The 26,507-nt window shown below is 67.2% G+C and carries 17 protein-coding genes; 14 read left to right on the top strand and 3 right to left on the bottom strand.

What is annotated here, in order from left to right; genetic code table 11:
- Window positions 1–21: 21 nt before the first annotated feature.
- From IGS61_RS17015 to IGS61_RS16975, 9 genes are all read left to right on the top strand, one after another.
- Window positions 22–1,239, top strand: a complete 1,218-nt coding sequence (locus IGS61_RS17015) for an ABC transporter substrate-binding protein (RefSeq protein ID WP_230540764.1) — start codon at window positions 22–24, stop codon at window positions 1,237–1,239.
- Between the two features lie 17 nt (window positions 1,240–1,256).
- On the top strand, window positions 1,257–2,783 hold the full coding sequence (locus IGS61_RS17010; RefSeq protein WP_230540763.1) for a CoA-acylating methylmalonate-semialdehyde dehydrogenase: 1,527 nt from the start codon (window positions 1,257–1,259) through the stop codon (window positions 2,781–2,783).
- A gap of 10 nt (window positions 2,784–2,793) precedes the next feature.
- Entirely contained in the window at window positions 2,794–3,699 is a 906-nt protein-coding gene (gene mmsB, locus IGS61_RS17005; RefSeq protein ID WP_230540762.1) for a 3-hydroxyisobutyrate dehydrogenase, read from the top strand.
- Between the two features lie 138 nt (window positions 3,700–3,837).
- Entirely contained in the window at window positions 3,838–7,395 is a 3,558-nt protein-coding gene (locus IGS61_RS17000; protein ID WP_230540761.1) for a DUF4132 domain-containing protein, read from the top strand.
- Window positions 7,396–7,425: 30 nt separating this feature from the next.
- Window positions 7,426–11,175 carry a DUF4132 domain-containing protein gene (locus IGS61_RS16995; RefSeq protein WP_230540760.1) on the top strand — a complete coding sequence of 1,250 codons (3,750 nt, stop codon included), beginning with the start codon at window positions 7,426–7,428 and terminating at the stop codon, window positions 11,173–11,175.
- Between the two features lie 17 nt (window positions 11,176–11,192).
- Window positions 11,193–12,296 carry an AAA family ATPase gene (locus IGS61_RS16990; RefSeq protein ID WP_230540759.1) on the top strand — a complete coding sequence of 368 codons (1,104 nt, stop codon included), beginning with the start codon at window positions 11,193–11,195 and terminating at the stop codon, window positions 12,294–12,296.
- Complete coding sequence (locus IGS61_RS16985; protein WP_230540758.1) at window positions 12,287–14,797, top strand: DUF5682 family protein; 2,511 nt, start codon at window positions 12,287–12,289, stop codon at window positions 14,795–14,797. Before IGS61_RS16990 ends, IGS61_RS16985 begins: the two co-directional genes overlap by 10 nt.
- Complete coding sequence (locus tag IGS61_RS16980) at window positions 14,790–15,923, top strand: VWA domain-containing protein (protein ID WP_230540757.1); 1,134 nt, start codon at window positions 14,790–14,792, stop codon at window positions 15,921–15,923. The genes IGS61_RS16985 and IGS61_RS16980 overlap by 8 nt, the downstream gene beginning before the upstream one ends.
- Window positions 15,920–17,929 carry an SWIM zinc finger family protein gene (locus tag IGS61_RS16975; RefSeq protein ID WP_230540756.1) on the top strand — a complete coding sequence of 670 codons (2,010 nt, stop codon included), beginning with the start codon at window positions 15,920–15,922 and terminating at the stop codon, window positions 17,927–17,929. The genes IGS61_RS16980 and IGS61_RS16975 overlap by 4 nt, the downstream gene beginning before the upstream one ends.
- Window positions 17,930–17,942: 13 nt before the next feature.
- Here the strand turns inward: IGS61_RS16975 and IGS61_RS16970 are convergent, their stop codons facing one another.
- Window positions 17,943–18,338 carry a DUF1090 family protein gene (locus tag IGS61_RS16970; RefSeq protein ID WP_230540755.1) on the bottom strand — a complete coding sequence of 132 codons (396 nt, stop codon included), beginning with the start codon at window positions 18,336–18,338 and terminating at the stop codon, window positions 17,943–17,945.
- 152 nt (window positions 18,339–18,490) lie between these two features.
- On the opposite strand from IGS61_RS16970, the gene IGS61_RS16965 reads away from it, so the two are divergent.
- The 4 genes from IGS61_RS16965 (at window position 18,491) to IGS61_RS16950 (ending at window position 22,513) form a co-directional block, all read left to right on the top strand.
- Entirely contained in the window at window positions 18,491–19,315 is an 825-nt protein-coding gene (locus IGS61_RS16965) for a tetratricopeptide repeat protein (RefSeq protein WP_230540754.1), read from the top strand.
- Window positions 19,312–20,313: a tetratricopeptide repeat protein gene (locus IGS61_RS16960; RefSeq protein ID WP_230540753.1), complete on the top strand. Its 1,002-nt coding sequence runs from the start codon at window positions 19,312–19,314 to the stop codon at window positions 20,311–20,313. Before IGS61_RS16965 ends, IGS61_RS16960 begins: the two co-directional genes overlap by 4 nt.
- A gap of 68 nt (window positions 20,314–20,381) precedes the next feature.
- Window positions 20,382–21,596, top strand: coding sequence for an AGE family epimerase/isomerase (locus tag IGS61_RS16955; protein WP_230540752.1), 1,215 nt, complete (start codon window positions 20,382–20,384; stop codon window positions 21,594–21,596).
- The gene (locus IGS61_RS16950) at window positions 21,593–22,513 is read left to right on the top strand and encodes a carbohydrate kinase family protein (RefSeq protein ID WP_230540751.1); all 921 of its coding nucleotides are present in this window, start codon (window positions 21,593–21,595) and stop codon (window positions 22,511–22,513) included. The genes IGS61_RS16955 and IGS61_RS16950 overlap by 4 nt, the downstream gene beginning before the upstream one ends.
- A gap of 7 nt (window positions 22,514–22,520) precedes the next feature.
- On the opposite strand, the gene IGS61_RS16945 is transcribed toward IGS61_RS16950, so the two are convergent.
- Window positions 22,521–23,594, bottom strand: a complete 1,074-nt coding sequence (locus tag IGS61_RS16945) for a LacI family DNA-binding transcriptional regulator (RefSeq protein WP_230540750.1) — start codon at window positions 23,592–23,594, stop codon at window positions 22,521–22,523.
- Window positions 23,578–25,491 (bottom strand): glucokinase, encoded by a 1,914-nt coding sequence (locus IGS61_RS16940; protein ID WP_230540749.1) that lies wholly within the window; start codon window positions 25,489–25,491, stop codon window positions 23,578–23,580. Before IGS61_RS16940 ends, IGS61_RS16945 begins: the two co-directional genes overlap by 17 nt.
- Before the next feature lie 345 nt (window positions 25,492–25,836).
- Between IGS61_RS16940 and IGS61_RS16935 the strand changes: the two genes are divergently transcribed.
- Window positions 25,837–26,507 (top strand): carbohydrate porin (locus IGS61_RS16935; RefSeq protein WP_230540748.1); only part of this gene is annotated, 671 nt, incomplete at its 3' end.

Here is a 26,507-nt window from a genome sequence, read left to right as displayed (position 1 = left end):
CCCGTTCACCTGGAGACACGCATGAAAAAAACCGTTCTGGCCATGGGCGCGCTGGCGCTTTCCCTGTCTTTCACCGGCGCGCACGCGCAGATTTCCGATGGCGTCGTCAAGGTCGGCATCCTGACCGACATGTCCGGCCCGTATTCGGCCATGGGCGGGCGCGGCTCCGTCGTCGCCAGCCAGATGGCCGTCGAGGATTGCCTGAAAGCCGAATGCAAGGGCATGAAGATCGAAATCCTCTCGGCCGACCACCTGAACAAGGCTGATATTGCCGCCTCGAAGGCGCGCGAATGGCTGGACCGCGACAAGGTCGACGCCATCGCCGATCTGACCAACTCCTCGGTGGCCCTGTCCGTGCAAAAGCTGATGAAGGAGAAGGGCGGCATCGCCATGTTCAGCGGCCCGGCCACTGGGCGCCTGACGAACGAGGATTGCTCGCCGAACGGCTTCCACTGGATGTTCGACACGTATTCGCAGGCGGCCGGCACGGCGGCGGCGCTGACGAAACTGGGACAGAAATCCTGGTATTTCGTCACCGTCGATTACGCGTTCGGCCATTCGCTGGAAAAAGACGCCAGCGAAGTCGTCAAGCGCAACGGCGGCACGGTGCTGGGCGCCGTGCGCCATCCGCTGAACGCGTCCGATTTCTCGTCCTTCCTGGTGCAGGCGCAAGGGTCGAAAGCGCAGGTGATCGGCCTGGCCAACGGCGGGGCGGACACCGTCTCGGCCATCAAGCAGGCGCGCGAATTCCGCATCGGCAGCGGCAAGGACCAGCGCCTGGCCGCCTTGCTCGTGTTCCTGTCCGACGTGCACGCGCTGGGACTGGAAACGGCCCAGGGCCTCGTCTACGCGGACGGTTTTTACTGGGATTACGATGACCGCAGCCGCGCGTTCGCCAAGCGCTTCGAAGCGCTCAACAAGGGCGCCAAGCCGACCATGGTGCAGGCGGGCGTGTATTCGAGCGTCTACCACTACCTGAAATCGGTGGCGGCCGCGAAAAGCGACGACTCGAAGATCGTCGCCCAGAAAATGCGCGAGCTGCCCATCAAGGATGCCGTCATGAATAACGCCTCGATCCGCCCCGACGGCCGCGTCATCCACGATATGTACCTGGTGCAGGTCAAGACCCCGGCCGAATCGAAGGGCGCGTGGGACTACCTGAAAGTGCTGTCGACCATCCCCGCCGACCAGGCGTTCAAGCCGATGGATGGGGCGGCGTGCAATCTCGTTAAAAAATAACCACGGAGTCTCGAACCATGAACCAAGCCCTCACCCACGCAGTCACCCCGGTCCCCGCCATCCCCCTGCACATCGCCGGCAAGCATCACGCATCGACCAGCACGGAATGGCGCGACGTCGTCAACCCGGCCACGCAGGAAATCGTCGCCAGGGTGCCGTTTTCCACGCCCGATGAAGTCAATCTGGCCGTCGCCACGGCCAAGGAAGCCTTTAAAACGTGGCGCAACACCCCGCTGGCGGCGCGCATGCGCATCATGCTCAAGTACCAGCATTTGATCCGCGACAATATCGGCGCCCTGGCCGAACTGATCACGCGCGAACATGGCAAGACCCTGCCCGATGCGGAAGGGGAAGTGATGCGCGGCCTGGAAGTGGTGGAGCATGCGTGCTCGATCGCCACCCTGCAGCTGGGCGAAATCGCGGAAAACGCGGCCACGGGCGTCGATGTCTACAATATCTATCAGCCGCTGGGCGTGGGCGCCGGCATCACGGCGTTCAATTTCCCCGTCATGCTGCCGTGCTTCATGTTCCCGATTGCCATCGCCTGCGGCAATACGTTTGTGCTGAAACCGTCGGAGCAGGACCCGTCTTCGAGCATGTACCTGGTGGATCTGATGTACCAGGCGGGCTTGCCGGCGGGCGTGCTGAACGTCGTGCATGGCGGCGCGGACGTCGTCAACATGCTGTGCGACCATCCGGACATCAAGGCCGTCTCCTTCATCGGTTCCACCCACGTTGGCACGCATGTGTACCGCCGCGCCAGCGAATCAGGCAAGCGCGCGCAATCGATGATGGGCGCGAAAAACCATTGCGTGGTGCTGGCCGACGCCAACAAGGAGCAGGCGATCAATAACCTGATCGGCGCCGCGTTCGGCGCGGCCGGCCAGCGCTGCATGGCCAATTCCGTCGTCGTGCTGGTGGGCGAGGCGCGCTCCTGGCTGCCGGAAATCGTCGCCCGCTCGCAAGCGCTGAAAGTGGGGCCGGGCAGCGACCGCACGGCCGACCTGGGTCCGATGGTCTCCAAGGCCGCCATGCAACGGGCGGAAAAGCTGATCCAGGCGGGCGTGGATGAAGGCGCGCAGCTGCTGCTCGACGGCCGCGGCCACAAGGTGGTCGGCTATGAGGGCGGCAATTTCATGGGGCCGACGATTTTCTCGCAGGTGGCCGCGTCGAATTCCGTCTACACGCAGGAAATCTTCGGCCCCGCCATGTGCGTGGTCGAGACGGACACCCTGGACCAGGCCATCGCCTTCATCAACGCCAACCCGAACGGCAACGGCACCTCGATCTTCACCTCGTCCGGCTGGGCGGGGCGCAAGTTCCAGAACGAGATCGACGTGGGGCAGGTGGGCATCAACGTGGCCATCCCCGTGCCCGTCGCCTATTTCAGCTTTACGGGCTCGCGCGCGTCGAAACTGGGCGATCTGGGCCCGAACGGCAAGCAAGCCTTGTACTTCTGGACGCAGACCAAGACCGTTACGGCGCGCTGGTTCGCCCCGGACGATGGCGGCAGCGGCGTCAATACCACCATTGCGATGAAATAAGGAGGCGGCGATGAGTACCAATATCGTTTTTATCGGCCTGGGGAACATGGGGCTGCCCATGGCGCAAAATCTGGTGCGTGCCGGCCATGCGGTCACGGGTTTCGACTTGCTGCCGGCCAGCGTGCGCCAGTTTGCCGACGGCGGCGGCCTGGTCTCCGACGACCAGGCGGCGGCGATAGGCCAGGCCGACATCGTCATCACCATGCTGCCGGCCAGCCGCCACGTGCTGGGTGCTTATTTGTGTAACCCTTTGGGGGACTCCGGCATCCTGGCGCAGGCGCGGCCCGGCACCCTGCTGATCGACTGTTCGACGATTTCCACCGAGGCGGCGCGCCAGGTGGGCCGCGCGGCCGAGGAAATGGGCATGCCCATGCTGGACGCGCCCGTCTCGGGCGGCACGGCGGGCGCCACCAACGGCACCCTGACGTTCATGGTGGGCGGCGAAGAATCGGCGCTGGCGGCGGCGCGGCCCTACCTGGACGTCATGGGCAAGGCGATCTTCCATGCGGGCGGCTCCGGCTGCGGGCAGACGGTCAAGATCTGCAACAACATGCTGCTGGGGATACTCATGATCGGCACCAGCGAAGCGATCCGCCTGGGCGTGGCCAATGGCCTCGATCCGAAAGTGGTGTCGGACGTGATGGCGAAAAGCTCGGGCCGCAACTGGACCCTGGAGGTGTACAACCCGTGCCCCGGCGTGGCCGAGAACGTGCCCGCGTCGCGCGGCTACACAGGCGGCTTCGGCGTCGATTTGATGCTGAAAGACCTGGGCCTGGCCATGGAAAGCGCCGAGGCCTCGGGCGCCAGCGTACCCCTGGGCGCGCTGGCGCGCACGCTGTATGACATGCACAGCAAGGCAGGATCGGGCGGGCTCGATTTCTCCAGCATCTACCGGCTGCAGGATACGCCGGCATAAGGCCGGCCGCTGTCGTGGCGATGGCGCTCCTGCGGGAGCGCTTTTTTTTTGTTGATCGCAATCCAAACGTACATGCTATCAGGAGGATAAGAATATACAATCAGCAACTTGTGATCTAGGGCAAGATCGGGGATGCGCATGAACGACACGGGAAAGCATGTGCCTGGTGCAGGCCGGGCGGCCCTGGAACGGGGATTGAAGGGACTCGCCAACATCGACAGGATGCTGTGGCAGGATAGCTGCGCCTTTGTCCTTGGCGGTGAGCACTCGGCCACGTTGCAGAAACTGCGGCAAGGTGGTGCGCGCACTGCTGCCGTGCTTGGCCATCCGGGCCGCCTGAGCCACAGTTTTTTCGCCACCGGCACCAGCGACGGGGACGCGCAGCAGGCTCGCGCAGGCCTGGTCGCGCGCGACGCATTGTATGCGGCGCCCGATGCCGGCGCGCTGTCGCCGGCATGCCTGGTCAGGCTGGGCAAGGTGCTGGAGGCGGCCGACCATGGCCTGTCGTTCGCACCGACGGGCGCAGATGTACCCGACTGGCTGCATTACCTGGTCAACGACGCCCTGTTCGCCACCCGCAGCCAGACGCGCGACGAAGCCACGGCCGACAACCGTCCCGCCTGGGATGTGCGACTGGTGGCACGCCTGCTGGAAGCGGACGGCCTGTCCCCCGGCCCTGCGCTGGAACTGGTGTTTGAGCGCAGGCGGATCGCCGAGCATCAGCTGGAAGGCTGCCTGCGGCGCCTGTTGGCGCCGGGCGCGCTCGATGACTACATGCAGGAGCGGCCGGAGCAGGTACGCGCGCTGGCGCTACGCCTGTCGGCGCAGGGGCGGCGTATGCTGGCCGCCCGCCTGGGCAGTGCCCCCAGGCTGGCGGGTGTTTTTGACGATGTGCTGGTGCGTTTGGCCGTCGACGGCAGCAAGGCCGTGCGCGCGGCGGCCGCGCCGTTTGTCAGCGCGATGGCCGGGGAGCGGCAGCTGGCCTTGCTCGGGCACTGGCTCCTGAACGGCAAGCTCGATGAGCGTGCGCGCGCGGCTGAACTGCTGGGTACTGATGCCACGCCGGCGCTGCTCAAACGGGCGCTGCTCGAACGGGCGCTGCCGCTGGAGTCTGGCAAGGCCGCCAGGCAGGCGATCGCCGCTGCGCTGGCGCGCATGGACGGGCCGCCCGCTGCCACGGATGCGCCGCCGCCTGCGCCGCAGGCGCCCCATACGGTGCTGGGCGAGGAGGCGCTGCGGATCCTGCTGAAAAACCATGACGAACTGCTCAAGGAGTGCGATGCCGCCGCGCGCAAGGAAGAAGCGGAGAATCGTCGCCAGCATGGGCAGAATGACTACTGGCAGCGCCGCGAGCAGCAGCAACTGGCTTGCGGAGAAGCCAGCTTGCGTGGAGTGCTCCGCGCCTTGAATGGGCAGGGCGATGCGGCGGACCGGCTGCTGTTGCACGACGAAGCCATGCGCGACACGATTTGCCTGCACGGACGGCTGTTTGACCTTGCCGATTTCGGCCTGCGTCAGCTGGCGCTGTGGTATGGCCCGCTGCGCGAGCAGCGCTTCTCGCTGTGGAATGATCAGCCATTCCAGGTCTGGCTGGCGCGCCAGGACCCGGCAAGTGTCGATCTGCGCACCATCGATGCGCTGTTGCGCGACGCCGGCGCGATGCCCGACCTCGTGGCGCTGGCCTGGCTGGCGCCCGGCTGGCACGGCCCGCCGCAGGCGCAGCACATGCTGCCGGCCGACGCCATATGGCCCCTGTTTTTCGAACAGCCGGCACTGGTCGAGCAGGCCCTGGGCCTGTCGGTGGCGCGTGGCGATATCACGCTGGAACTGGCATGGACCCTGGAGCTGCTCGAATTGTTCCCCGCGCTACCCGTGCGCTGGCGTCCGCGCCTGATGGAGCTGGCGCTGGGCGAGGGCAAGACCTATCGCCTCAGCGCCCAGCGCTTGCTGGCCAGGGTGCCCGGTATCGGCCAGCAGGTGAGCGACAATCTGGATTCCGGCAAGCAGGAAGTGCGCAGCATCGCCGCGCGCTGGCTGGCGGAACTTGGCTGCCGCGCGGCCGTGCCGTCGCTGTATCAGGCGCTGGAACGGGAAAGCCGCGCGACTGTCGGCGCGGTGCTGATGGCGGCGCTGGAAACGCTGGGTGAAGACCTGTCGCCGCGTCTGTCGCCCCGGCTGCTGCTGGCGCAGGCGCGGGAGGGATTGCGCGGCAAGGCGCCGGCTGGCCTTTCGTGGTTCCCGTTCTCGATGCTGCCAGCCTGCGCATGGCGCGATGGCCAGGCTGTCGAGGCGGATATCGTGCGTTGGTGGCTGGTGCTGGCCTGTCAATTGAAGCAGCCGGGCGGCAATGGCTTGCTGGCGCGTTACCTGTGTTTGCTGGCGCCTGCCAGCCGGGCGGCGCTCGGCGGCATGGTGCTGCGCACGTTTATCGCCCATGACGAGCGCCGCGGCAGTGCGATCGGCGAGAAAGGCATGCTGGCGCTGGCCGCCCATGCGCCCGGCAGCGAAGCGGTCAGCCTGCTGCAGGCGTATATGCGCGATTCCCATGCAAGCCGCGCGCAGATCGAGGCCATGCTGGAAGCCCTGGCCGGCGGCGATGATCCGGCCGTGATCCAGTTCCTGCTGGGCGTGGCGCACCGTTACCGCAACGCTGGCGTGCAAGGCAGGGCGCGTGAGCTGGTCGGACAGATCGCGCAACGGCGGGGCTGGAGCGAAGAGCAACTGGCCGATCGCACGGTAGCCATGGCCGGCCTCGATGCTGCGGGCCGGCTCGAACTCGACTACGGCGGACGGCGGTTTTATGCCACGCTGGACCCTGCCTTGAAGCCCGTGCTGCAGCGTGCCGATGGTGGCGAAATCAAGACCTTGCCCGCAGCATGCCTGGGTGATGACGAGCGCCTCGTCCAGGAAGCCAGGCAGGCGCTGGCCGCTTGCAGGAAAGAGGTCAGGCAGGTGGCCGAGACGCAGGCGGCGCGGCTGTACTGCGCCATGTGCACGGGCCGCGTCTGGCCGCTGGAAGAGTGGCAGCGCCATCTGCTTGGCCATCCCGTCGTCGGGCGCCTGGCGCAGCGGCTGGTATGGCAGGCGCAGGATGATGGCGGCGTGCCGCTGCAACTGCTGCGTCCCACGGAAGATGGCAGCCTGATCGGCGCGGATGACGCGGAGCTGGTGCTGGCGCCAGGCAGCGCCTTGCGCCTGGCCCATGCCGCCATCTTGAGCGGGCCGCAGATCGGCGACTGGCAGCGGCACCTCATCGACTACAAGATCACGCCGCTGTTCGAACAATTGCAGCGTTCGTCACCCGATGCGGCCTTGCTCGGCGGCGTGGCCATCAGCGACCGTCTGGGCTGGGTCAGCGATGCCCATGCATTGCACGCGGCGTTCGGCAAGCTCGGATACCAGCGCACACCGGCCGACGACGGCGGCCTGTGCGACAGTTACTACAAGGACTTTGGCGCCGCCGACCTGCGCGTCGCGATCGATTTCTCGGGCAATGTGCTGCCGGAGAAAAAACTGCCCGCCGCCTTGAAAAGCCTGCGCTTCGAGCGCCTGTCCGGCCCCCGGCGCCAGCACGCCGTAGTGCCGGCCGAGGTGCCGGGCGTGCTGCTGGCCGAGGCCTATGGCGATTACCTGGCGGTGGCGGCGCAGTGTGCGGGTTTTGATGCCGCATGGGAGGAACGGATGCCATGGCAATGATTTCAATGACTATTCACGATGGAACGACGCATGTTTAAAAAAATACTGGAACTGGCGCAGGGCGTAGCGGGTATGGCAGGCCCGGATGAGCATGCGCAATTGAAGAAGGGCTTGCGCGGCCTGGCGCAGATATCGCCTGCGCTGTGGGAGCGCGCCTGCGAGTTCGTTTGCGAAGGGCGCCAGGAAGGCGTGCTGCTCGATGTGCAGGCGGCGGCGCCGCGCGGCGGCACCTTGCTGGGCAAGCCCGGGCGCCTGTACTCCCACTTTTATACCCATAACATGAGTAACAAGGATGGCGCCCTGGCCAATGAAAGCCTGCGCCACCGGCACCAGTTCTATGCCCAGTCCGATGCGACGGCACTGGACGCGGCGCTGCTGGTGCGCCTGGGCAAGCTGCTGCAAGCTGCCGACGGGGGCGATACGCTGGAGCGCACCGGCGCCGCGGTGCCGCAGTGGCTCGACTACCTGCTCGGCGATGCGCTGTTCGCCAGCTTTTCCGAGACGCGCGCGCAGGCGACCACGGTCAACCGGCGCGGCTGGGACGTGGCGCTGCTGGCGCGCCTGCTGGTTGCCGATGGCGAAGCGGAAGATGGCGCGCTGCAACTGGTGTTCGAACGGCGCGAATTGAGCGAATACGTGCGCGACAACTGCCTGCAGCGCCTGCTGGCGCCGGGCGCGCTTGACGTTTACATGCTCGCGCATGCCGCGCAGGTGGAGCAATTGCCGGCGCTGCTGTCGGCCAGCGGCAAGGCGCAGCTGGCCCGGCGTCTGGGCGCCGCGCCCGCGCTGGCCGACGCCTATGCCGCCATCCTGGTGCGCCTGGCCGTCGACGGCGGCAAGAGCGTGCGCATCGAAGCGGCTCCGCATCTGGCCGCCATTCCCGTGGAACGCAGGGCCGTCTTGCTGCAGCAGTGCCTGTTGACGGGCAAGACGGAAGAGCGCGTGCAGGCGGCCGAGCTGCTGGGCCGCAGCCTGGGGCCGCAGCAGGGTGCGCTGCTGGAACAGGCGCTGGCGCAGGAGGCGAGCAAACCGGTGCAGGCGGCCATCCGCAATGCCTTGTCGTGGCTGGGCGCGGCCAGCGATGCCGGCGCGGCGGAACAGCCCGTGCCGCCGCTGCCGCCCGCGCCGCCGGCGGCGCGCCTGGGCGACGCCGCGCTGCAACTGCTGCAGGCCAATCATACGGCGTTGTTGGAAAAGTACCGCGCCGAAGCACGGCAGGAGCGCGAAGACAACCAGCACGCCAAGCTCAAGTACGAATGGAAGCAGGAGCGCCTGAAGCGCTATGAGGCGTTCAAGCCGGCCTGGCTGGAAACGGCCATCCGCGTGTTCAATGGCGAGGCGGCGAAGGGCGACGAGCGGCCCTTGCAAAATAACCTGGCGCGCGAACCCGTCGAACTGCAGGGCAAGCTGGCTGCCTTGCCGGATTTTGGCGTGGCGCACATGGCACGCTGGCTGCAGGCCACGCGGCGCAATAGTTTTCACTTCTGGCACGATGACTTCTTCCAGAAATGGCTGGCGCGGCAGGACCTGTCCACGTTTGACCTGCGCCTGCTGGCGCGCGCCATGCGCGAGGCCGGCGACGAGCATGACAGCGTGGCCATGGCCTGCATGGCCAGCAACTGGTGGGGCGCCAAGCCGCAGCAGGTGCTGGCGGCGGACATGGTCTGGCCGCTGTTCGCGGAACGCCCCGAACTGATCGAGCAGGGCCTGGGCTTGCGCGCCGTCGAAAGGCGCCAGGGCGTGACGCCCGAGCTGGGTCCCACCCTGGAAGTGCTGGCCACCTTTCCGGTGCTGCCGGCGCAATGGCTGCCGCGCGTGATGGAGATCGCGCTGGGAGAGGGCAAGCAGCACCGCGCCAGCGCGCAGCAGGTGCTGGCCAGCCTGCCCGATATCGGCAAGCGCGTGGCCGAGGCACTGGGATCGGGCAAGCAGGACATGCGCATCGGCGCCGCGCGCTGGCTGGCCGACCTCGATTACCGTGCCGCCGTCCCGGCGTTGTACCAGGCGCTGGACAAGGAGACGCGCGAGACCGTGATCGCCGCGCTGATGACGGCGCTGGAAAAACTGGGCGAGAACCTGAGTCCGCGCCTGTCGCCCGAGATACTGCTGGCCGCCGCGCGCAAGGGCTTGAAGGGCAAGGCGCCCGTCGGCCTGGCCTGGTTCGTCTTCGAGGCGCTGCCCGCCTGCCGCTGGCAGGACGGCACGCCGGTCGACGCCGACGTCATCCGCTGGTGGGTGGTACTGGCCTGTAAATTGAAGGAGCCGGGCGGCAACGCCTTGCTGCAGCGCTATCTGGGCCTGCTCGACGAGGCAAGCCGCGCCGCCCTGGGCGAGACGGTGCTGCGCCTGTTCATCACCGAGGATCTGCGCGGCCCGAGCCTGGAAGTGGCGACCGCCGAAGCGCAGGCGCGCGCGCCGCAGACCTACCAGAGCTACCAGGACAACGCCAGACGCTATCCCGAGTATTATGGCGCGCAGGGCAAGATGAGCGAAGAGCAGGTGTTCGACCAGATCCGCCGCAACAAGATGGCCGAATACCTGGGCAGCGCCATCGGCGAAAAGGGCATCCTGGCGCTGGCCGCCCATACGCCTGGCCATGTGGCGATCAGCCTGCTGCAAGCGTATATGCGCGACCATTACCCGCGCCGCGCGCAGATCGAAGCGATGCTCGACGGCCTCGCTGACGGCTACGACCCGGCCGTCATCCAGTTATTGCTGGGCATTGCGCGGCGCTACCGCACGGCCTCGGTGCAGGAAAAGGCGCGTCTGCTGGTCGAGCGCATCGCGCAAGGCAAGGGCTGGAGCCAGGACCAGCTGGGCGACCGCACGATCCCGACCGGCGGCTTCGACGACAGCGGACGGCTCGACCTGTCGTATGGCGAGCGTGTCTTCCATGTGACCCTGGACGGCGCCATGAAGCCGCGCCTGCACAACCCCGACGGCAAGGAGATCAAGGCCTTGCCTGAGCCGCGCCAGGACGAAGCGCCCGAACTGGCCAAGGAAGCCAAACAGCAGCTATCCGTGTGCAAGAAAGAACTCAAGCAAGTCATCACCATGCAGACGGCGCGCCTGTACGAAGCCATGTGCGCGGGACGTGTCTGGCCGGCGCAGGAGTGGCGCGATTACCTGCTCGGCCATCCGATCGCTGGCCGCCTGGTGCAGGCGCTGGTGTGGATCAGCGAAGATGACGCAGGCCGCACCCTGCTGCGCCCCAGCGACGATGGCAGCCTGCTCGACGCGGACGACGAGGAAGTCGACCTGAACGATGGCAGCCGGCTGCGCCTGGCGCACGCCTCGCTGCTGGATGCGGCGCAGATCGTCGCCTGGCAGCGCCATTTCAAGGATTACAAGGTCAAGCCCCTGTTCGAGCAGCTGGCCCACCAGTTGCCCGACGCCGCGCTGATGGCAGGCCGGCACATCGCGGACCGCGAAGGCTGGGTGGGCGACACCTTCGGCTTGCGCGGCGCCTTCGGCAAGCACGGCTACCAGCGCGGCCAGGCCGAGGATGGCGGCGTCTTCACCGAGTATCACAAGGATTTCGTCAGCGCCGGCCTGCGCGCAGTGATCGAATTTTCCGGCAGCAGCCTGCCCGAGGAATTGATGGCGGCCGCCCTGAAAACGCTGCAATTCTATCCCTTGCCGCGCTCCTGGCGCGACGAGGCTGTGCCGCTGGCCGACGTGCCGTCCGTGCTGCTGGCCGAAACCTATGCCGATTATCTGGCGGTGTCGAAGGCGTGCGGCGGCTATGATGCGCAATGGGAAAGTAAAATGCCGTGGTAAGCAAAGAAAGCAAAATCATGACGGAACAGCATAACGATAACCAGGTGGTGCGCCGCAGCGCCGAACAGCGCTACGCGAGCGAGCTGGAACGCCTGAAGGCAGCCGATGCCGATCCGCGCCCGGAGGGCTGGCTGCTGTCGCCGCGCGCGGTGCGCCGCTTCATCCTGGGCGACGCGGCGCTGCAAGTGAGCCGCAAATTCTATGGCGACGATCCGCTGGTCGACCGCGCCATCGTCACCTTGATGGGGCACCAGGGGTTGATGCTGGTGGGCGAGCCGGGTACGGCCAAGTCGCTGCTGTCCGAATTGCTGGCCGCGGCCATCAGCGGCGACTCCGCGCTGGCGATACAGGGCACGGCCGGCACCACTGAAGACCATATCAAGTATTCGTGGAACTATGCCTTGCTGCTGGCCGAAGGACCGAGCCGGCGCGCACTGGTGCCGTCGCCCTTGTTCCAGGCCATGGAAGCGGGCAAGCTGGTGCGCTTCGAGGAAATCACGCGTTGCGCGCCCGAGATGCAGGACGTGCTCATTTCACTGATGTCGGAAAAGCAGCTGATGATTCCCGAACTGGGCGGCGACGCGCGCGTGCATGCGCGGCGCGGCTTCAATATCATCGCCAGCGCCAACTTGCGTGACCGCGGCGTGCATGAAATGTCGTCGGCGCTGAAACGCCGCTTCAACTTCGAAACCGTCAAGCCGATCCGCGACCATGGCTTCGAAGTCGAACTGGTGATGCAGCAGCTGCGGCGCGAACTCGATGCCATCGGCGCCGCCGTCATCGTCAGGCGTGACGTGGTCGAACTGCTGGTGACCACGTTCCAGGAACTGCGCGCTGGCCAGACCCGCGAAGGTACGGCCATCAAGACGCCGGAGGCGGTGATGTCGAGCGCCGAGGCGGTCAACCTGGTCTATGCGGCCTCGCTGGAGGCGCTGCATTTCGGCGACGGCACCTTGCGCCCGCGCGAGCTGGCCAACCAGCTGCAGGGCGTGGTCCTGAAGGACAACGCCGATGACCTCAAGCGCGTGCGCCATTACTTCGACACGGTGGTGCGCGAACGTGGCCGCCGCGACGACTTGTGGAAAAGCTTCGGCGACGCGGCGCGCCAGCTATGGCTGTAGTGCAGCCGGAGGTGCAGCCGAATTTGCCGGCCGGCGTGGCTGCCGCTCGCGCGAGGCTGTTCGAACATGGCGTGTACTTTGCGCCGGTGCGCCACCACAGCCCGGCATGTGCGCATGCATTGCAGGCCATGTTGCGCGAATTGCGCCCGGCCGCCGTGCTGATCGAGGGACCGGAAGGTTTTACGGACATGCTGCCCTTGCTGCTGGACGAACGCACGCGCCCGCCCGTGGCGCTGTTGTGCCAGACACAGGCGGCAGGCGCGGAGGGCGCGCGCGCGCAATCGGCGTTTTTCCCGTTTTGCGATTACAGCCCTGAATGGGTGGCGCTGCGCGAGGGGGCGGCTGTGCAGGCGCAGCTGGCCTTCATCGACCTGCCGTGGCAGGCGCGCGCGGGCTCGGCCGACGCGAAGCCTGATGCCGAGGCGCGCAGCCTGATGGCCGAGCGCTACCTGGCACACAGCAGCTATCTGAACGCCCTGGCCGCACGCGCCGGCTGCCGCGACCAGGACGAATTGTGGGATCACCTGTTCGAGGCGCGCTCGCGCGCGGCGCTGGCGGACTGGCGCAGCGTGTTTGGCGACGTGTTTTCATACTGCGCCATGGCCCGCCTCGATTACGAGCCGGCCGTGCTGGAAGCGGAAGGCAGCCTGCCGCGCGAGCGGCACATGGCGGCGCATATCGCCCGCTGGCGCAAACAGGTCGATGGCCCCGTCGTGGTGGTCACGGGCGGCTTTCACACCAGCGCGCTGATCGAACTGCTTGACGCCGATCCTGCGCCTGCCGCACCTGCCGCACCTGCCGCGCTGGCCGCGCCGGCCGCCGCTGGCGCCAGCTGGCTGATACGCTACAGCTTCGAGCGGCTCGATGCACTGAATGGCTACGGCGCCGGCATGCCGGCGCCCGCCTACTACCAGGCCGTCTGGGATACCCTGCAATCGCCGGCGCCTGGCGATCATCAGCTTGCCGTCGCCGTGGATCAGTTGACCAGGCTGGCCCAGGACAGCCGGGCGCGCGGCGTGCAGGAGCGCATCTCCACGGCAGAGGTACAGGCGGCGGTGCTGCAGGCGGCCAGGCTCGCCGCCTTGCGCGGCCATGCGGGGCCGGGCCGCCAGGATGTGCTCGACGCCATGCGTTCCTGCTTCGTCAAGGGCGCCATCGACGACGGCATGCAAGGCCTGTTCGACGACGTGCGGCGCCAGATGACGGGCAGCCGGCTGGGCGACGTGCCGCCGTCGGCCGGTTCGCCGCCGCTGGTGCAAGACGCGCGCGCGGCTGCGCATCGCCACGGCTTGCGCCTCGACGACGGCGACACGCGGCTGGCGCGGCTGGACCTGTACCGCAAGCAGCGCCACCGCCGGCGCAGCCGCTTCTTTCATCTGATGCAGTATCTGGACACGGACCTGGCGCGCTGGCAGGGCGGCCCCGATTTCATGGCCGGCAGCCGGCTGGAACTGCTGTTCGAGGAGTGGACGTATGCGTGGACGCCGCTGGTCGAAGCGCGCCTGATCGAATTGGCCGCCGATGGCGCCACCCTGGCCGAGGTGGCGCTGGCGCGGCTGCTGCGCGAAGAGCAGGCGCTGGGTGACGCGGGCCGGGCCCGTTCGGCCGGCAGCGCCGCGGCCCTGCTGGTGCGCGCCTGCCTGGTGGGCTTGCATGAACGTTTGCCCGCTCTGTTGTCGCTGTTGTCGCGCCATCTCGATGAGGATGCTGATTTTGCCTCCGTCGTCGCCTGCGGCCATGCGCTGGTGACCCTGTGGCGCGCGCGCGAGCCGCTGGGCGTGCGCGAGCATCCGGGCGTGCTGGCGCTGATGCGGCGTGTCTGGCCGGCCGCGCTGTTCCTGCTGCCCGGGCTGGCCGATACGGGGATGGACGGTGAAGGCGCGCAAGTGGGACAGTTGCTGGCATTGCGCGAATTCGGCCGTGCCGCGCGCAGCGCCTTGCCGGAGCAGGAGGCTGGCCTGGCCTTCGAAACCGGCGACCTGCACCGGCGCCTGCAGGCCCTGACGGCGACGCGCGGCTGCGCGCCCGGCATCTGCGGCGCCGCTGCCGCGCTGCTGTTCCTCGATGGCGCCTGGGATGAACAGGATTTGTCGCGCTTGCTGGAACAGCGCTTCGGCGCCGGCGCCACGCCGCAGGACGCCGTGCGCTTCCTGTCGGGCCTGATGGCCGCCGCGCCTGAATTGCTGCTGACGCAGCCGGGACTGCGGCGCAGCTTCAATACCCTGGTCGGCAGCTGGGACGAGGCCAGTTTCATCCAGTATCTGCCCGATTTGCGGCTGGCCTTCACTGGCCTGAAGCCGCAGGAGACGAGCGACCTGGCCGAGGCGCTGGCGGTGCTCAACGGCGCCGCGCCGGACGCCTTGCAGGCCGAATTCCACTACGACGTCAGCGAAGACGAGATGCTGGCAGGCGGCCGCCTGAACGCGGCGCTGGCCGCCTGCCTGGAGCGCGATGCGCTGTCTGGCTGGCTGGATCTTTCAACGGAGAAGCCGCATGGCTGAGAATCTGGACAATCAGGCGTTGCTGCGCCGCTGGCGCCTGATGCTGGGACGCTACGCGCAGCCGCTGCAAACCGAAGCCTGGTCCGCCAATGATGGCCGGCTCGATGCCTGCCTCGATTATCTGTATGGCCGCGAGTATGCGCGCAAGGGCATGCTGCGTGCCGGCGGTGGCGGTTCGCTGGATCCCAGCCAGCTGCGCGCCATCGACTGGCTGGCACAGACGCGCAAGCTGTTCCCGCAGGACGTGTACGAGCGCGTGCAGGGCCACGCGATCGAGCGCTATGAATTGAGCGGCCTGCTGCGCGACCCGGCCGTGCTGGCCAGCCTGGAGCCGAACCAGGCGCTGGCGCGCGCCCTGATCGGCATGCGCGGGCGGCTCGGCGCGGACATGCACGACGCGGTGCGCGCCGTGATACGGCGCGTGGTCGAAGAAATCACCGAGCGCCTGCGCAAGGATTTCGTCAACGCGGTGGTGGGGCGGCGCAACCGCTTTCGCCGCACGCAGATGAAGAGCGCGCAGAACTTCGACTGGCGCGCCACCATCGCCGCCAACCTGAAACACTACGATCTGGCCAGCCGCCGCCTGCTGATGGCGCGGCCTATCTTCAATGCGCGCGTCAAGCGCAGCCTGCCGTGGGACGTCATCCTGTGCGTCGACCAGAGCGCATCGATGATGGATTCGGTGATCTATGCGGCGGTGGTGGCCGGCATCCTGTCCGGCCTGCCGGGCGTCAACGTGCGGCTGGTGGTGTTTGACACCGGCGTGGTGGATCTGACGCACCTGGCCGCCGACCCGGTCGAGGTGCTGCTGACGGTGCAACTGGGCGGCGGCACGAATATCGGCCGCGCGGTGCAGTATTGCGAGCAGCTGGTAAGCAATCCGCAACGCACGGTAATGGCCCTGATCAGCGATTTCGAGGAAGGGGCGCCGCCAGGGCCGCTGCTGGCGGCGCTCAAGCGCATGGCCGAGTCGCGCGTCACCTTGCTGGGCCTGGCCGCGCTCGACGCGCGCGCGCAGCCCGTGTATGACCATGGCATGGCGCAGCGCCTGGCGGAGCAGGGCATGCACGTGGCGGCATTGACGCCGCAGCACTTTGCCGAATGGCTGGCCGGGGTGATGGGATGAGCTGGCACGCCGTGTACCGCAGCTTCGACGACGACAGCCTGGCGACGCTGGCCAACGCGGGCCTGCTGCGCCGTGCCCTGAAAGATGTCGAGGCGGGCAAGGTGGGCTGGCAGGATGACGTGGGCGGCGCCCTGGTCGCCGACGGCCAGCGGGTGCTGCTCGATGCGGGCGGACCGCAGAAGGGCCGCTGCGATTGCCCGGCGCCCGGCATCTGCAAGCATATCCTGGCCGCTGCCGTGTGGCTGCGGGAACTGCCGCAGGACGTTGAGCAGGACAGTGAGCAGGAGGGATCGCCGGCCGGCGTGCAGGAGGAGGTGCTGGCGCTTGACAGCGCGGCCGTCTGCAAGCAGGCGGGCAAGCCGGCGGTGCGCCAGGCGCTGGCCTGGCTGGCGGAAGGCGACCAGGCGGACGTCACCATCGTCAATGCCAGGCTGCAGATCGAGCTGCCCCTGTTGAAACTGGGCTGCAGCTATCTGCGCGGCGCCGGCGTGGACGCCATGGTGTCCGATACCCCGGCGGCCCTGCGCAAGGCGCTGCACCTGTATGCGCTGGCCTGCGTCTGGCGCAAGCATGGCCGGGAGTTTGCCTGGCCGGACGGCGCCGCAGCGGCGCCTGTCGCCGCAGCGCAGGGCATGAGTACGTCCGAGCTGGTGTTCCTGGCCCAGGTGCGGCGGCTGCTCGGTGAGCTGTACGACAACGGCTTGTCGCATGCCAGCGCGATTGCCGCCGGCCAGCTGCGCGCGCTGACCATGTCGGCGCGCAGCGAAAACCTGCCCCGTCTTGCCGCCCTGTTGCGTGGTCTGGGCGGTACGCTGGATTTGCTCGTGCGGCGCGATTACCACGCCAGCGAGCGTCAGGCATTTGAAGAGATGGCGGCCATCAGCGCCTTGTGCGCGGCGCTCGAACACGCGCCTGGCCCGCTCTTGCAGCGCTTGCGCGGACAGGCGCGGCGCAGCTTCGATGCGGCCGGCGATGCGCCCCTCGAACTGCTGCCGCTGGGCGCGTATTGGTGGGAAACGCGCGGCGGCGCGCATGGCCTGACCTTGTCGTTCTGGCAGCATGCCGAGGGGCGCATCGTGCAGGCCGTGCTGGCGCGGCCCGACGCCAGCGACCACTCGTTTACGCGCGAATCGGCATGGGATGCGGGCAGCCTGTGGGCGGGCGCCGGCAGCGCGCGGCATATGTGCGAGGCGAGCTGGCAGTTGGCCGGCGCGTCCCTGGCCGACGATGGGCGGCTTGCCATGGACAGCCGGATCCGCGCCAGTGCGGCGCCGCTGTGGGCGCTCGACGATGCGCGCTGGCAGAGTCTGGGTTTCAGCGACTGGACGGCGCTGGCCGCCTTCATGAGCGGCAACGTCGGCCTGGCGCCGGAGCCCATCGATTGCGTGCTGTTGCGCCCGGCGGCAGTGGCGCGGCCGCAGCTTGACGAAGTGGCGCAGCGGCTTGATTGGCAAGTGTTCGATGCCAGTGGCGCCGCCCTGGACTTGCAGATTCCGGCACTGCCGGCGCTACGCCCGCGCATCACGCGGCTGCAGGCGGCCGTGGCGGACGGCGCCGATATCCGGGCCGTGCTGGCCAGCCGCGCGCGCGGCGAAGCCGGCGGCTGGCAACCGGTGGCGCTGCTCATCGCCAAGAATGCCAAGCTGCGCGTGGTGTCGCTCGATTTCGAGATCGACGCAGGCAAGCTGCCGTCGGCGCTGGCGCGTTTTTTCAAGAGCCTGGGGGGGACCAGCCTGGCGCCGTCGGCGCCGCAGCAAGCCTCGGCGGCATCACGGGTGCTGGCCCAGGTGCTCGACCTTCTCGCACTGCAGGCGCGTAGCGGCCGGCCGCGGCTGGAAGCGGAGCTGGCCGGTGAACTGGCGCGGCACGGCGCCACCTTGCGCGCGCTGGGCCTGGACTTGCCGGCCGGCCTGCTGGCGGCCTACGTCAGTGCGCCGCGCGCGCCTGAAGCCTTGCGCCTGGCGTATGTCTGCACGACGTGCATCGCGCTGGAGGCGGCAGGGTAGCCGTGGCTCGCCATCAGGGCTGCTGCGCCTGCAGGGCGGCCAGTTCCGCCCTGGCTTTTTCCAGCTTGCCTTCCAGCTTGGCGATCTTCTTCGGCTCTTTATTGGCTTCCTGGGCCAGGCGCAGCGAACGCTCCGTCTGGTTCACCTTGGCCTGCGCCTTCAGCACCTTTTTGTTGTGGCGTTCGACCAGGCTGCTGTCGCGGCAGTGGGCGTTGACTTCGTCGAGCGCGCGCGTCAGGCCCGCGACCTTGTCGGACAGGCCCTGTTCCTGCGCCTGCTGCAATTCGCTGCGGATGCTTTCGCGCTTGGCGGCGCAGCCGGCCAGCTGGGAATTTGCGGCGCTGGCGGCGCTGGCGCCCACGGAGGCGGCGAGCAGCAGGGTCAGGGCGGTTTTCGATAGAAGGTTCATGGCATTCCTGTGTCAGTGGTGGGCCCGTGCAATGTAAGCCTGCCGGCCTGCCCTGTCAAACTTCGCCTACCGTGCGCGCCTGTCCCGCATGGCATCGGCTACCATGCGTGTTTTCTTCTTTCCGATACCGCCGCATGACCAGGAAACTACTGTTGTTGATCCCTCTGCTATTGCCGCTGCCTGTTCTGGCGCAAACCGCGCCCACCTTGCTCGATCTGCAGTTGATCGCCATCAAGGCACGGGCGGATGCGGCCAGCCATAGTCCGGAAAGCATCGCCGAGTTTGCCGAAACCCGGCGCGTGGCTGAAACGGGCGACGTGGAGGCGCAGCTGGAGCTGGCGCGCATGCTGCAGCTGGGCGTCGGCGCTCCGCAAGACACGGCGCTATCGATGGCCTGGGTGCGCAAGTCGGCCGAAGGCGGCTATGCGCCGGCGCAATCGGCGTTGGGGCTGGCCTATACCGTGGGCGGCAAGGTGCCCATCGACCGCGTGCAGGGAGAATACTGGCTGCGCAAGGGCGTGGCGCAAGGCGATGCGCTGGCGCAAACCATCCTGGCGCTGGAATTCATCGATGGCAGCAGCCCTGCCGAAGAGCAGGCGCTGGCCATCACCTGGCTGAAGAAGGCCGCGCTCGAAGAACACTTTATTCCTGCCTATAACGCGCTTGGCGAACACCTGATGCGCGCAGCCGCCGACGAGCAGGACCGCGGCGAGGCTTTCCACTGGTTTTACAGGTCGGCGCGCGAAAAGGAACCGGCCGGCATGCGCAACCTGGCCCGCGCGCACGAGCTGGGCCTGGGCGTGGCACAGTCGGACAAGCTGGCACTGGTCTGGTACGAGCGGGCGGGATGGAGCGGCGACTTGCCCGCCATGCGGCGCTTGCTCGAGGTGTACGTCAAGGGCGAGCTGGGACAACAGGCAAATGCCGAAGACGCCGCCGAATGGCGCGCCAGGCTGGCGGAAAGCGAGAAGAAATGAAGACCATCGTATTGTTATTGACCCTGGCGCTGGCGCAGAGCGTGCCGGCGCAGCCTGCGTCCGCCAAGGAACCGCGCCAGCATCCGGCGCTGGCCGAATTCGACACCAAGGGCCTTGACGACATGCGCGCGAGGGTGCAAGCCGCGATCAACCGCCCGGCCGACCTGTCGCCGGAGAAGGTCGCCGCGTTCGAGAAGATACGCCGCGCGGCGCAAGGGGGAGACACTGTCGCCCAGCTGGACCTGGCGCGGATGCTGCACGACGGCGAGGGCACGCCGCGCGACTTTGATGCCGGCCTGGCGTGGATGCAGAAATCGGCCGAAGGCGGCTATGGCCCGGCGCAGGCATTCCTCGGCGTGGCCTATACGCTGGGGCAGGGCATGGCGGTGGACCGCAAGCTGGGAGAATACTGGTCGCGCAAGGGCGCCGCGCAAGGCGTGGAACTGGCCAACTTCACCGTGGCCATGCACTTTGAGAACATCCACAGCAGCGCGGAAGAACAGGCGCACGCGCTGCGCTGGCTGAAGTTCTATGCCGAGAAAGGCTTCATCCCCGCCTACAATGAAATCGGCTACCGCCTGATGATGACGGCGCACGATGACGCGCAGCGCAAGGAAGCGTTCGGCTGGTACATGCGGGCGGCCAAGGCGCTCGATCCGCCCGGCTTGAACAATGTCGCTTATTCATATGAAGTGGGGCAGGGCGTGCCGCAGAGCGACGAGGCGGCGCTGGGCTGGTATGAAATGGCGGCCATCGCGAAAAGCCCGCCGGGCCAGACGGGCTTCGCGCGCCTGCTGGAGCAGGGCCGCGGCGGTCCCACGCGTCAAGGGCCGGCGCCCAAGCCCTTCGAGCTGTATCTGCTGGCGGCGAAGCAGGGCGACGCGGAAGCCATCGAACGGCTGGTCAAGGTGTACGATAAGGGCGAGCTGGGACAGGCGGCCGACCCGGCGCAAGCGGCGCTGTGGCGTGAAAAGCTCAGGCTGGCCAGGACGCCCTAAGTGGATGAGACGGGGCGGAAACGGCATGCTATCATCATTGTTATCGATAACAATATCATGAGAGCCCCATGAATCCCGACTTCCGCTCCAGGCAGATGCTTGAAAATCACATCCTGCACACGATGCACTTTTATCACCCGCGCGCCCTTGACCCGAGCGGCGGCTTTTACCACTTCTTCCTCGACGACGGCACCGTCTACGACCATGCCACGCGCCACCTGGTCAGCAGCACGCGCTTCATCTTCAATTACGCCATGGCTTACCGCCACTTCGGCGGCGACGATTACCAGGCGGCGCTGCGCCACGGCGTGGCCTTCCTGCGCGACGTGCACCGCGATCCGGCCACGGGCGGCTACGCCTGGCAACTGTCGTGGAAAGACGGCGTCAAAACGGTGGAAGACGGCGCCAATCACTGCTATGGCCTGGCTTTCGTGCTGCTCGCGTATGCCCATGCCTTGCAGGCGGGGGTAACGGAGGCAGGCGCGTATCTGGACGAAACGTTCGAGTTGATGGAGCAGCGCTTCTGGCTGCCCGAACACGGCCTGTATGCGGACGTGGCCAGCGCCGACTGGTCCACCCTGGACGGCTACCGTGGCCAGAACGCCAATATGCATGCCTGCGAAGCCATGCTGGCCGCGTTCGAGGCGACGGGCGAAGCACGCTACCTGCACCGCGCCGAAACGCTGGCGCACAACATCACGGTGCGCCAGGCGGGGCTGGCGAACGGCATGATCTGGGAACACTACACGCCCGATTGGGCTATCGACTGGGATTACAACCTGCACGACAAGAGCAATATCTTCCGTCCCTGGGGCTACCAGCCCGGCCACTTCACGGAGTGGGCCAAGCTGCTGTTGATCATGGAGCGTCACAGCCGGTTCATGGCCGGACCATCCGGCTGGCTGCTGCCCCGTGCGCGCGAACTGTACGACACGGCGCTGGCCAAGGCCTGGGACGGCGCGCATGGCGGCATCCACTACGGTTTCGGCCCGCACGATGAAATCTGCGACGGCGACAAATACTTCTGGGTGCAGGCGGAAAGCTTCGCCGCCGCCGCCGTGCTGGCCGCGCGCACGGGCGACGACGCCTACTGGCGCAGCTACGACAAGATATGGGATTACAGCTGGACGCATTTCGTCGACCACGAGCACGGCGCCTGGTACCGTATTTTGACGCCCGAGAATCAAAAAATCAGCAACGAGAAAAGCCCCGCTGGCAAGGTCGATTACCACACCATGGGCGCCTGCTATGAAGTGCTGAACGTGCTCAAAGGTGCCGCATGAGCGCCGCTTTCCCGACGTTCGTGTCGGCCGGCGAGGCGCTGACGGACATGCTGCGCACGGGCGCGGACGCCTGGAGCAGCCAGGTGGGCGGCTCGACCTGGAACGTGGCCCGCGTGATGGCGCGCCTGGGCGTGCCCAGCGCCTTTGCGGGCGCCGTCAGCCTCGACGTCTTCGGCAACGCGCTGGCCGCTGCCACCGAAGCGGCGGGGCTGGACATGCGTTTTTTGCAGCGCCGCGCGAAGTCGCCGCTGCTGGCCATCGTGCATGAACTGCATCCGCCCACGTATTACTTCATCGGCGACGACAGCGCCGACCTGCATTTCGACGCGGCGCAACTGCCGGCCGGCTGGATGCAGGGCGCGCAATGGGTGCATTTCGGCGGCATCAGCCTGGCGCGCGAACCGCTGGCCGGCAAGCTGCTGGCGCTGGCGCAGGAACTCAAGGCCGCTGGCGTGAAAATCAGCTACGACCCGAACTTCCGCATCATGATGGATGAACGCTACGACGCCACCCTGCGCCGCATGACGGAGCTGGCCGACGTGGTGAAGGTGTCGGATGAAGACCTGGCGGGCCTGTTCCGCCACGACGACATCGATGGCGCGTTTGCCGTGCTGCGCGGCTGGAATCCGCAAGCCACCTATTTGTATACGCGTGGGTCGCAGGGCGCGGCGCTGTACCAGGGCGGGCAGACATGGCAGGCGGCGCCGCCCGTCATCGAGGTGGTCGACTCGGTGGGCGCGGGCGACGCCAGCATCGGCGGCTTGCTGTACAGCCTGATGTACCGTCCCGAAGCGGACGGCGGCGAGCACTTGCGCTTTGCCGTCGCTGCGGGCGCGGGCGCCTGCCTGGCGGCCGGCGGCTCGCCGCCCTCGGTGGAACTGGTGCAAGCGCTGGCGCAGCGCACGCTGGTGCGCTAAGGGCAGGTCAGCGGGGGGCGCATGCCCCCGTCGACGCCCGTTCCATCAAGGTGAACGCCATCAGGTGATGCGTGGCGGGCGCCGTTTCGCCCGCGCGGCGCTGGCGGATTTCGTCGATCACCAGGGTGACCGCGGCGCGCGCCATGTCGGCAATGGGCTGGTGGATGGTGCTCAGCTCGGGCCAGACGGTGGTGGCGACGGGCGTGTCGTCGAAGCCGCACACGCTCAGTTCCGCCGGCACCTGCAGGCCCATGCCGTGCGCCACGGCCAGGGTGGCGGCGGCCATGTCGTCGTTGCTGGCGAAGATGGCGCTGGGGTACGGCTTTTGCGCCAGCAGCTGGCGCGCCGCATCGAGTCCCGAACGGTACGTAAAATAGCCTTGCGCCACTCTGTGCGGCGGCACCTGCACGCCCGCTTCGCGCATGGCGTCCTCGAAGGCCTGGCGGCGCAGCAGGGCGGGCGTGTGCGCCGGGTCGCCTTCGATGAAGCCGATGTCGCGGTGGCCCAGCGCGAGCAGATGGCGCGTCATGGCCAGCGCGCCTTCGTAGTCGTCGATGCGCACGGCCGACACATCGGGCGAGGGGCGCGCCGTGGCCACGGCGATGGCGGGAATGCCCATCTGGTTCAGCTGCGCCAGCACTTGCGGCGAATCGCACAGGGGCGGCGGCACCAGGATGCCGTCCACGCCCGCCGCCACCAGGCAATCGATGCCGGCGCGCTGGCTGTCCAGGTCTTCGCAGCGCTCGAGCAGCAGCTGGCCGCCGCCCTGGCGGCACTGGTCCATGGCGCCAACTAAAAATTCGCTGAGAAAGGCCGCGCTGGGGTTGCTGTACAGCAAGCCGATGCGCAGCGTGCCGGTGCGTGCCGCGCGTGCCGCCAGGTTGGGCTGGTAGTGCAGGCTGGCGATCGCCGCCTCGACCTTGTCGCGCGTGGCCGTGCTGACGCTGGCACGCCCGTTGATCACGCGCGACACCGTCATGGCCGATACGCCGGCCAGGCGTGCCACGTCGTGCACGGTGGCGCCGCTGGCCGTGTCGGAGGAGGCGTGGGCGGCATGCGCCGCCTTATTCGAGGTGGCCACCGAATTTCAGCTTGCCGCTGATGCGCATGCCGTGCAATTGACCCTCTTCCAGCTCGGCGGCGCTGGTGCGTTGCGCCGTGTCGCGCCGCGCCAGTCCCACCGACAGGATATCGAGCATCATCAGCTGCAGCAAGCGCACGATCATGGGCACGAAATTGAGGTTGCCTTCCGGGTGGTTCAGGGTCAGCAGCACGTCGGCCAGCTTGGCCAGCGGCGAACCGCTGGCCGTAATGGCCAGCACGCGCGCGCCGCAGCCCTGCGCCACCTTGACGGTGCGCAGCAGGTCGGGCAGGGCGCCGGAGCGGGAAATGACCAGCGCCACGTCGCCAGGCTTGAGCATGGCGGCGCTCATTTCCTGCGCCTGCGGGTCGGCAAAGAAGCTGCTGACGATGCCCAGGTTGAGCAGCTTGTGCTGCATGTCGTCGGCCACCACGCGGGCGCTGCCCACGGCCAGCAATTCCACGCGCTGCGCGCCGCGCAGCAGCTCGATGGCGGCCGTCAGCGCTTTGACGTCGAGCATGTCGCGCAGGGCCAGCGCGGCCGAGGCGTTATTGCCCAGCACCTTGCGCGCCAGCTCCGCGTCGGAATCCGAAATCTCCACGTGGCAGTGGGCCACCGTGATGGCGCCGCCCGTCAGGCCCGAGGCCAGCTTCAGCTTGAAATCGGCCAGGCCCTGCACGCCGATCGAGCGGCAAAAGCGCATCACGGTCGGCTGGCTGACGCCGACCCGCTGGGCGATTTCGGCGATCGGCAGGGTCAGCATGGCGTTCGGTTCCTTCAGGACCCAGTCGGCCACCTTGCATTCCGAAGGGCTCATGCGGCCGCGCGCCTGGCGCACGGATTCGAGCACGGGCGCGCCGGTATGGGCGCGCTTGAGCTTTTGCGCCAGGATGGCGGCGATGCCGAGAAAAGTCGGCAGTTCTGCCGTGATCAGAAAGGTGGGAATCTGCGCCAGGTACTCGTTCAGGCGGCCCTTTTGCTCGAAGCGGGCGCGGAACTGCGACCGTTCGAACAGGGGCCCCAGTCGCGGCACGATGCCGCCGCCTATATAGATGCCGCCTAGGGCGCCCAGGGTCATGGCCACGTTGCCGGCGATGGAGCCGAGGATGGCGCAGAAACAGTCGACCGCTTCGAGGCACACGTCGCATTCATTGTTCAGGGCGCGGCTGGTGATGTCGGCCGCCAGCAGCGGCGGCACGTCATGCCGGCCAGCCCGGTCGGACAGGGCGCGGTAAATCAGTTCCAGCCCGCGCCCGGAAGCGAGGCGTTCGGCCGAGACGTGCGACAGCTCGCGCCAGGCGAAGGACAGCACGTCCATCTCGCGCTGGTCGCACGGGGCGAAGCTGACGTGGCCCCCTTCGCTGCCCAGCGCGATCCAGCGGTCTTCGGCGGGAATCATGCCCGACACGCCCAGGCCCGTGCCCGAACCGAGCAGGCCGATGACGCTGTCGGCGCGCGCCATGCCGCCGCCGATCTGCAGGCGCTGGTCGGGCCGCAGATAGGGCAGGGCCATGGCCAGCGCCGTGAAGTCGTTTACCACCAGCAGGGTGTCGAGGCCCAGCGCGGCGCGCATCGCCTCGATCGAGAAGAACCAGTGATGGTTCATCATGCGGATATTGTCATCGTCGATGGGATTGGCGATGGCGATGGCCGCATGGCGCACGCGCGCCGAACCGGCGGCGCGCGCCTCGCTGCTATCCATATAGGCGGTGATGGCGTCGAGCAGCGAGGCGTAGTCGTCGCAGGGCAGCACGGCCACCGCTTCCAGGTGGCCCTGGCGCGTTTCGAGCACGAAGCGGGCATTGGTGCCGCCGATGTCTGCCAGCAGGCGCGGCCCTTCACTGAAACGCTCCGCCGGATCGCTGCCTGCTACTTCCATTTTTTCATCAATTTTCATGGCGGTGCCTAGTCTCGTTTGCGTGCGCGGTCGTGGCGGCGCACTGTCATTATGGCAAAAACCAAGGATTTTAATTCGTATACGTCCCGCGTGCCGAAAAATGCAGCCCTGCCTTGCAGATGCTCATGTATCGGGTCAAAAACGGACACGTCACCATGAAAAGCAGTGCCTTCCAGCGGCAAATACGGGCGCAAATAAAGTGTCGCAGAGTAGTCGTAGGATTACAACATAATATGTTGATATTTGTTCGTAGTATAGTTACTATGTCCCTGCTGGAAAGAATTCTGGCCAGTACATTCGGCCACGAATGACTAGATAAAAAATAAATTACTGAGGAGACTTACCATGCTGCATCGCACCATGTTGAAGGCTGTGTTGAAAACACTGCCAGCTGCCATCGTCTTGGCCATCGCCAGCGGTTCCGCTGCCGCCGACCCCATGTACCCATCCGACTCCGAAGGCTTCCACGGCTACCTGCGCGCCGGCGCCGGCAGCAATACGTCGGGCGACGGCGGTTCGCAAGGCTGCTTCGGCCTGGGCGGCAATACCATGAAGTACCGTCTGGGCAATGAGTGCGACGCCTACACGGAATTCGGCTACACCAAGTCCGTCGCCCAGTCCGGCGGCGTGAACTACCTGGCCACCATCTGGGTCAACGCCTACGCGCCGAATTCGGATTTCGGCGACAACAAACTGGGCATCGTCAAGGCCTATGTCGAAGCGCAGGGACTCGATTTCCTGAACGGCGGCACGGCCTGGATCGGCAAGCGCTTCTACTACCGTCCTGACATCCACATGTTGGACTTGCAATACATCAACATGAACGGCACGGGCGCCGGCCTGGACCGCATTCCTGCCGGCCCCGGTAAATTCTCGTACGCCTTCTTCAAGGACCGCGATCTCAACAAGCGCGACGACAATGGTGCCATCCTCGGCACCACCTCGGCCGTGCGCCAGAACTTCATCTACGGCGAGATTCCCGTCAATGAAAACGGCACCCTGGACCTGGCCGCCAC

This window comes from Janthinobacterium sp. FW305-129, from assembly GCF_020858115.1.
GTDB lineage: Bacteria > Pseudomonadota > Gammaproteobacteria > Burkholderiales > Burkholderiaceae_D > Janthinobacterium.
This window is presented reverse-complemented; position numbering and strand designations above follow the sequence as displayed.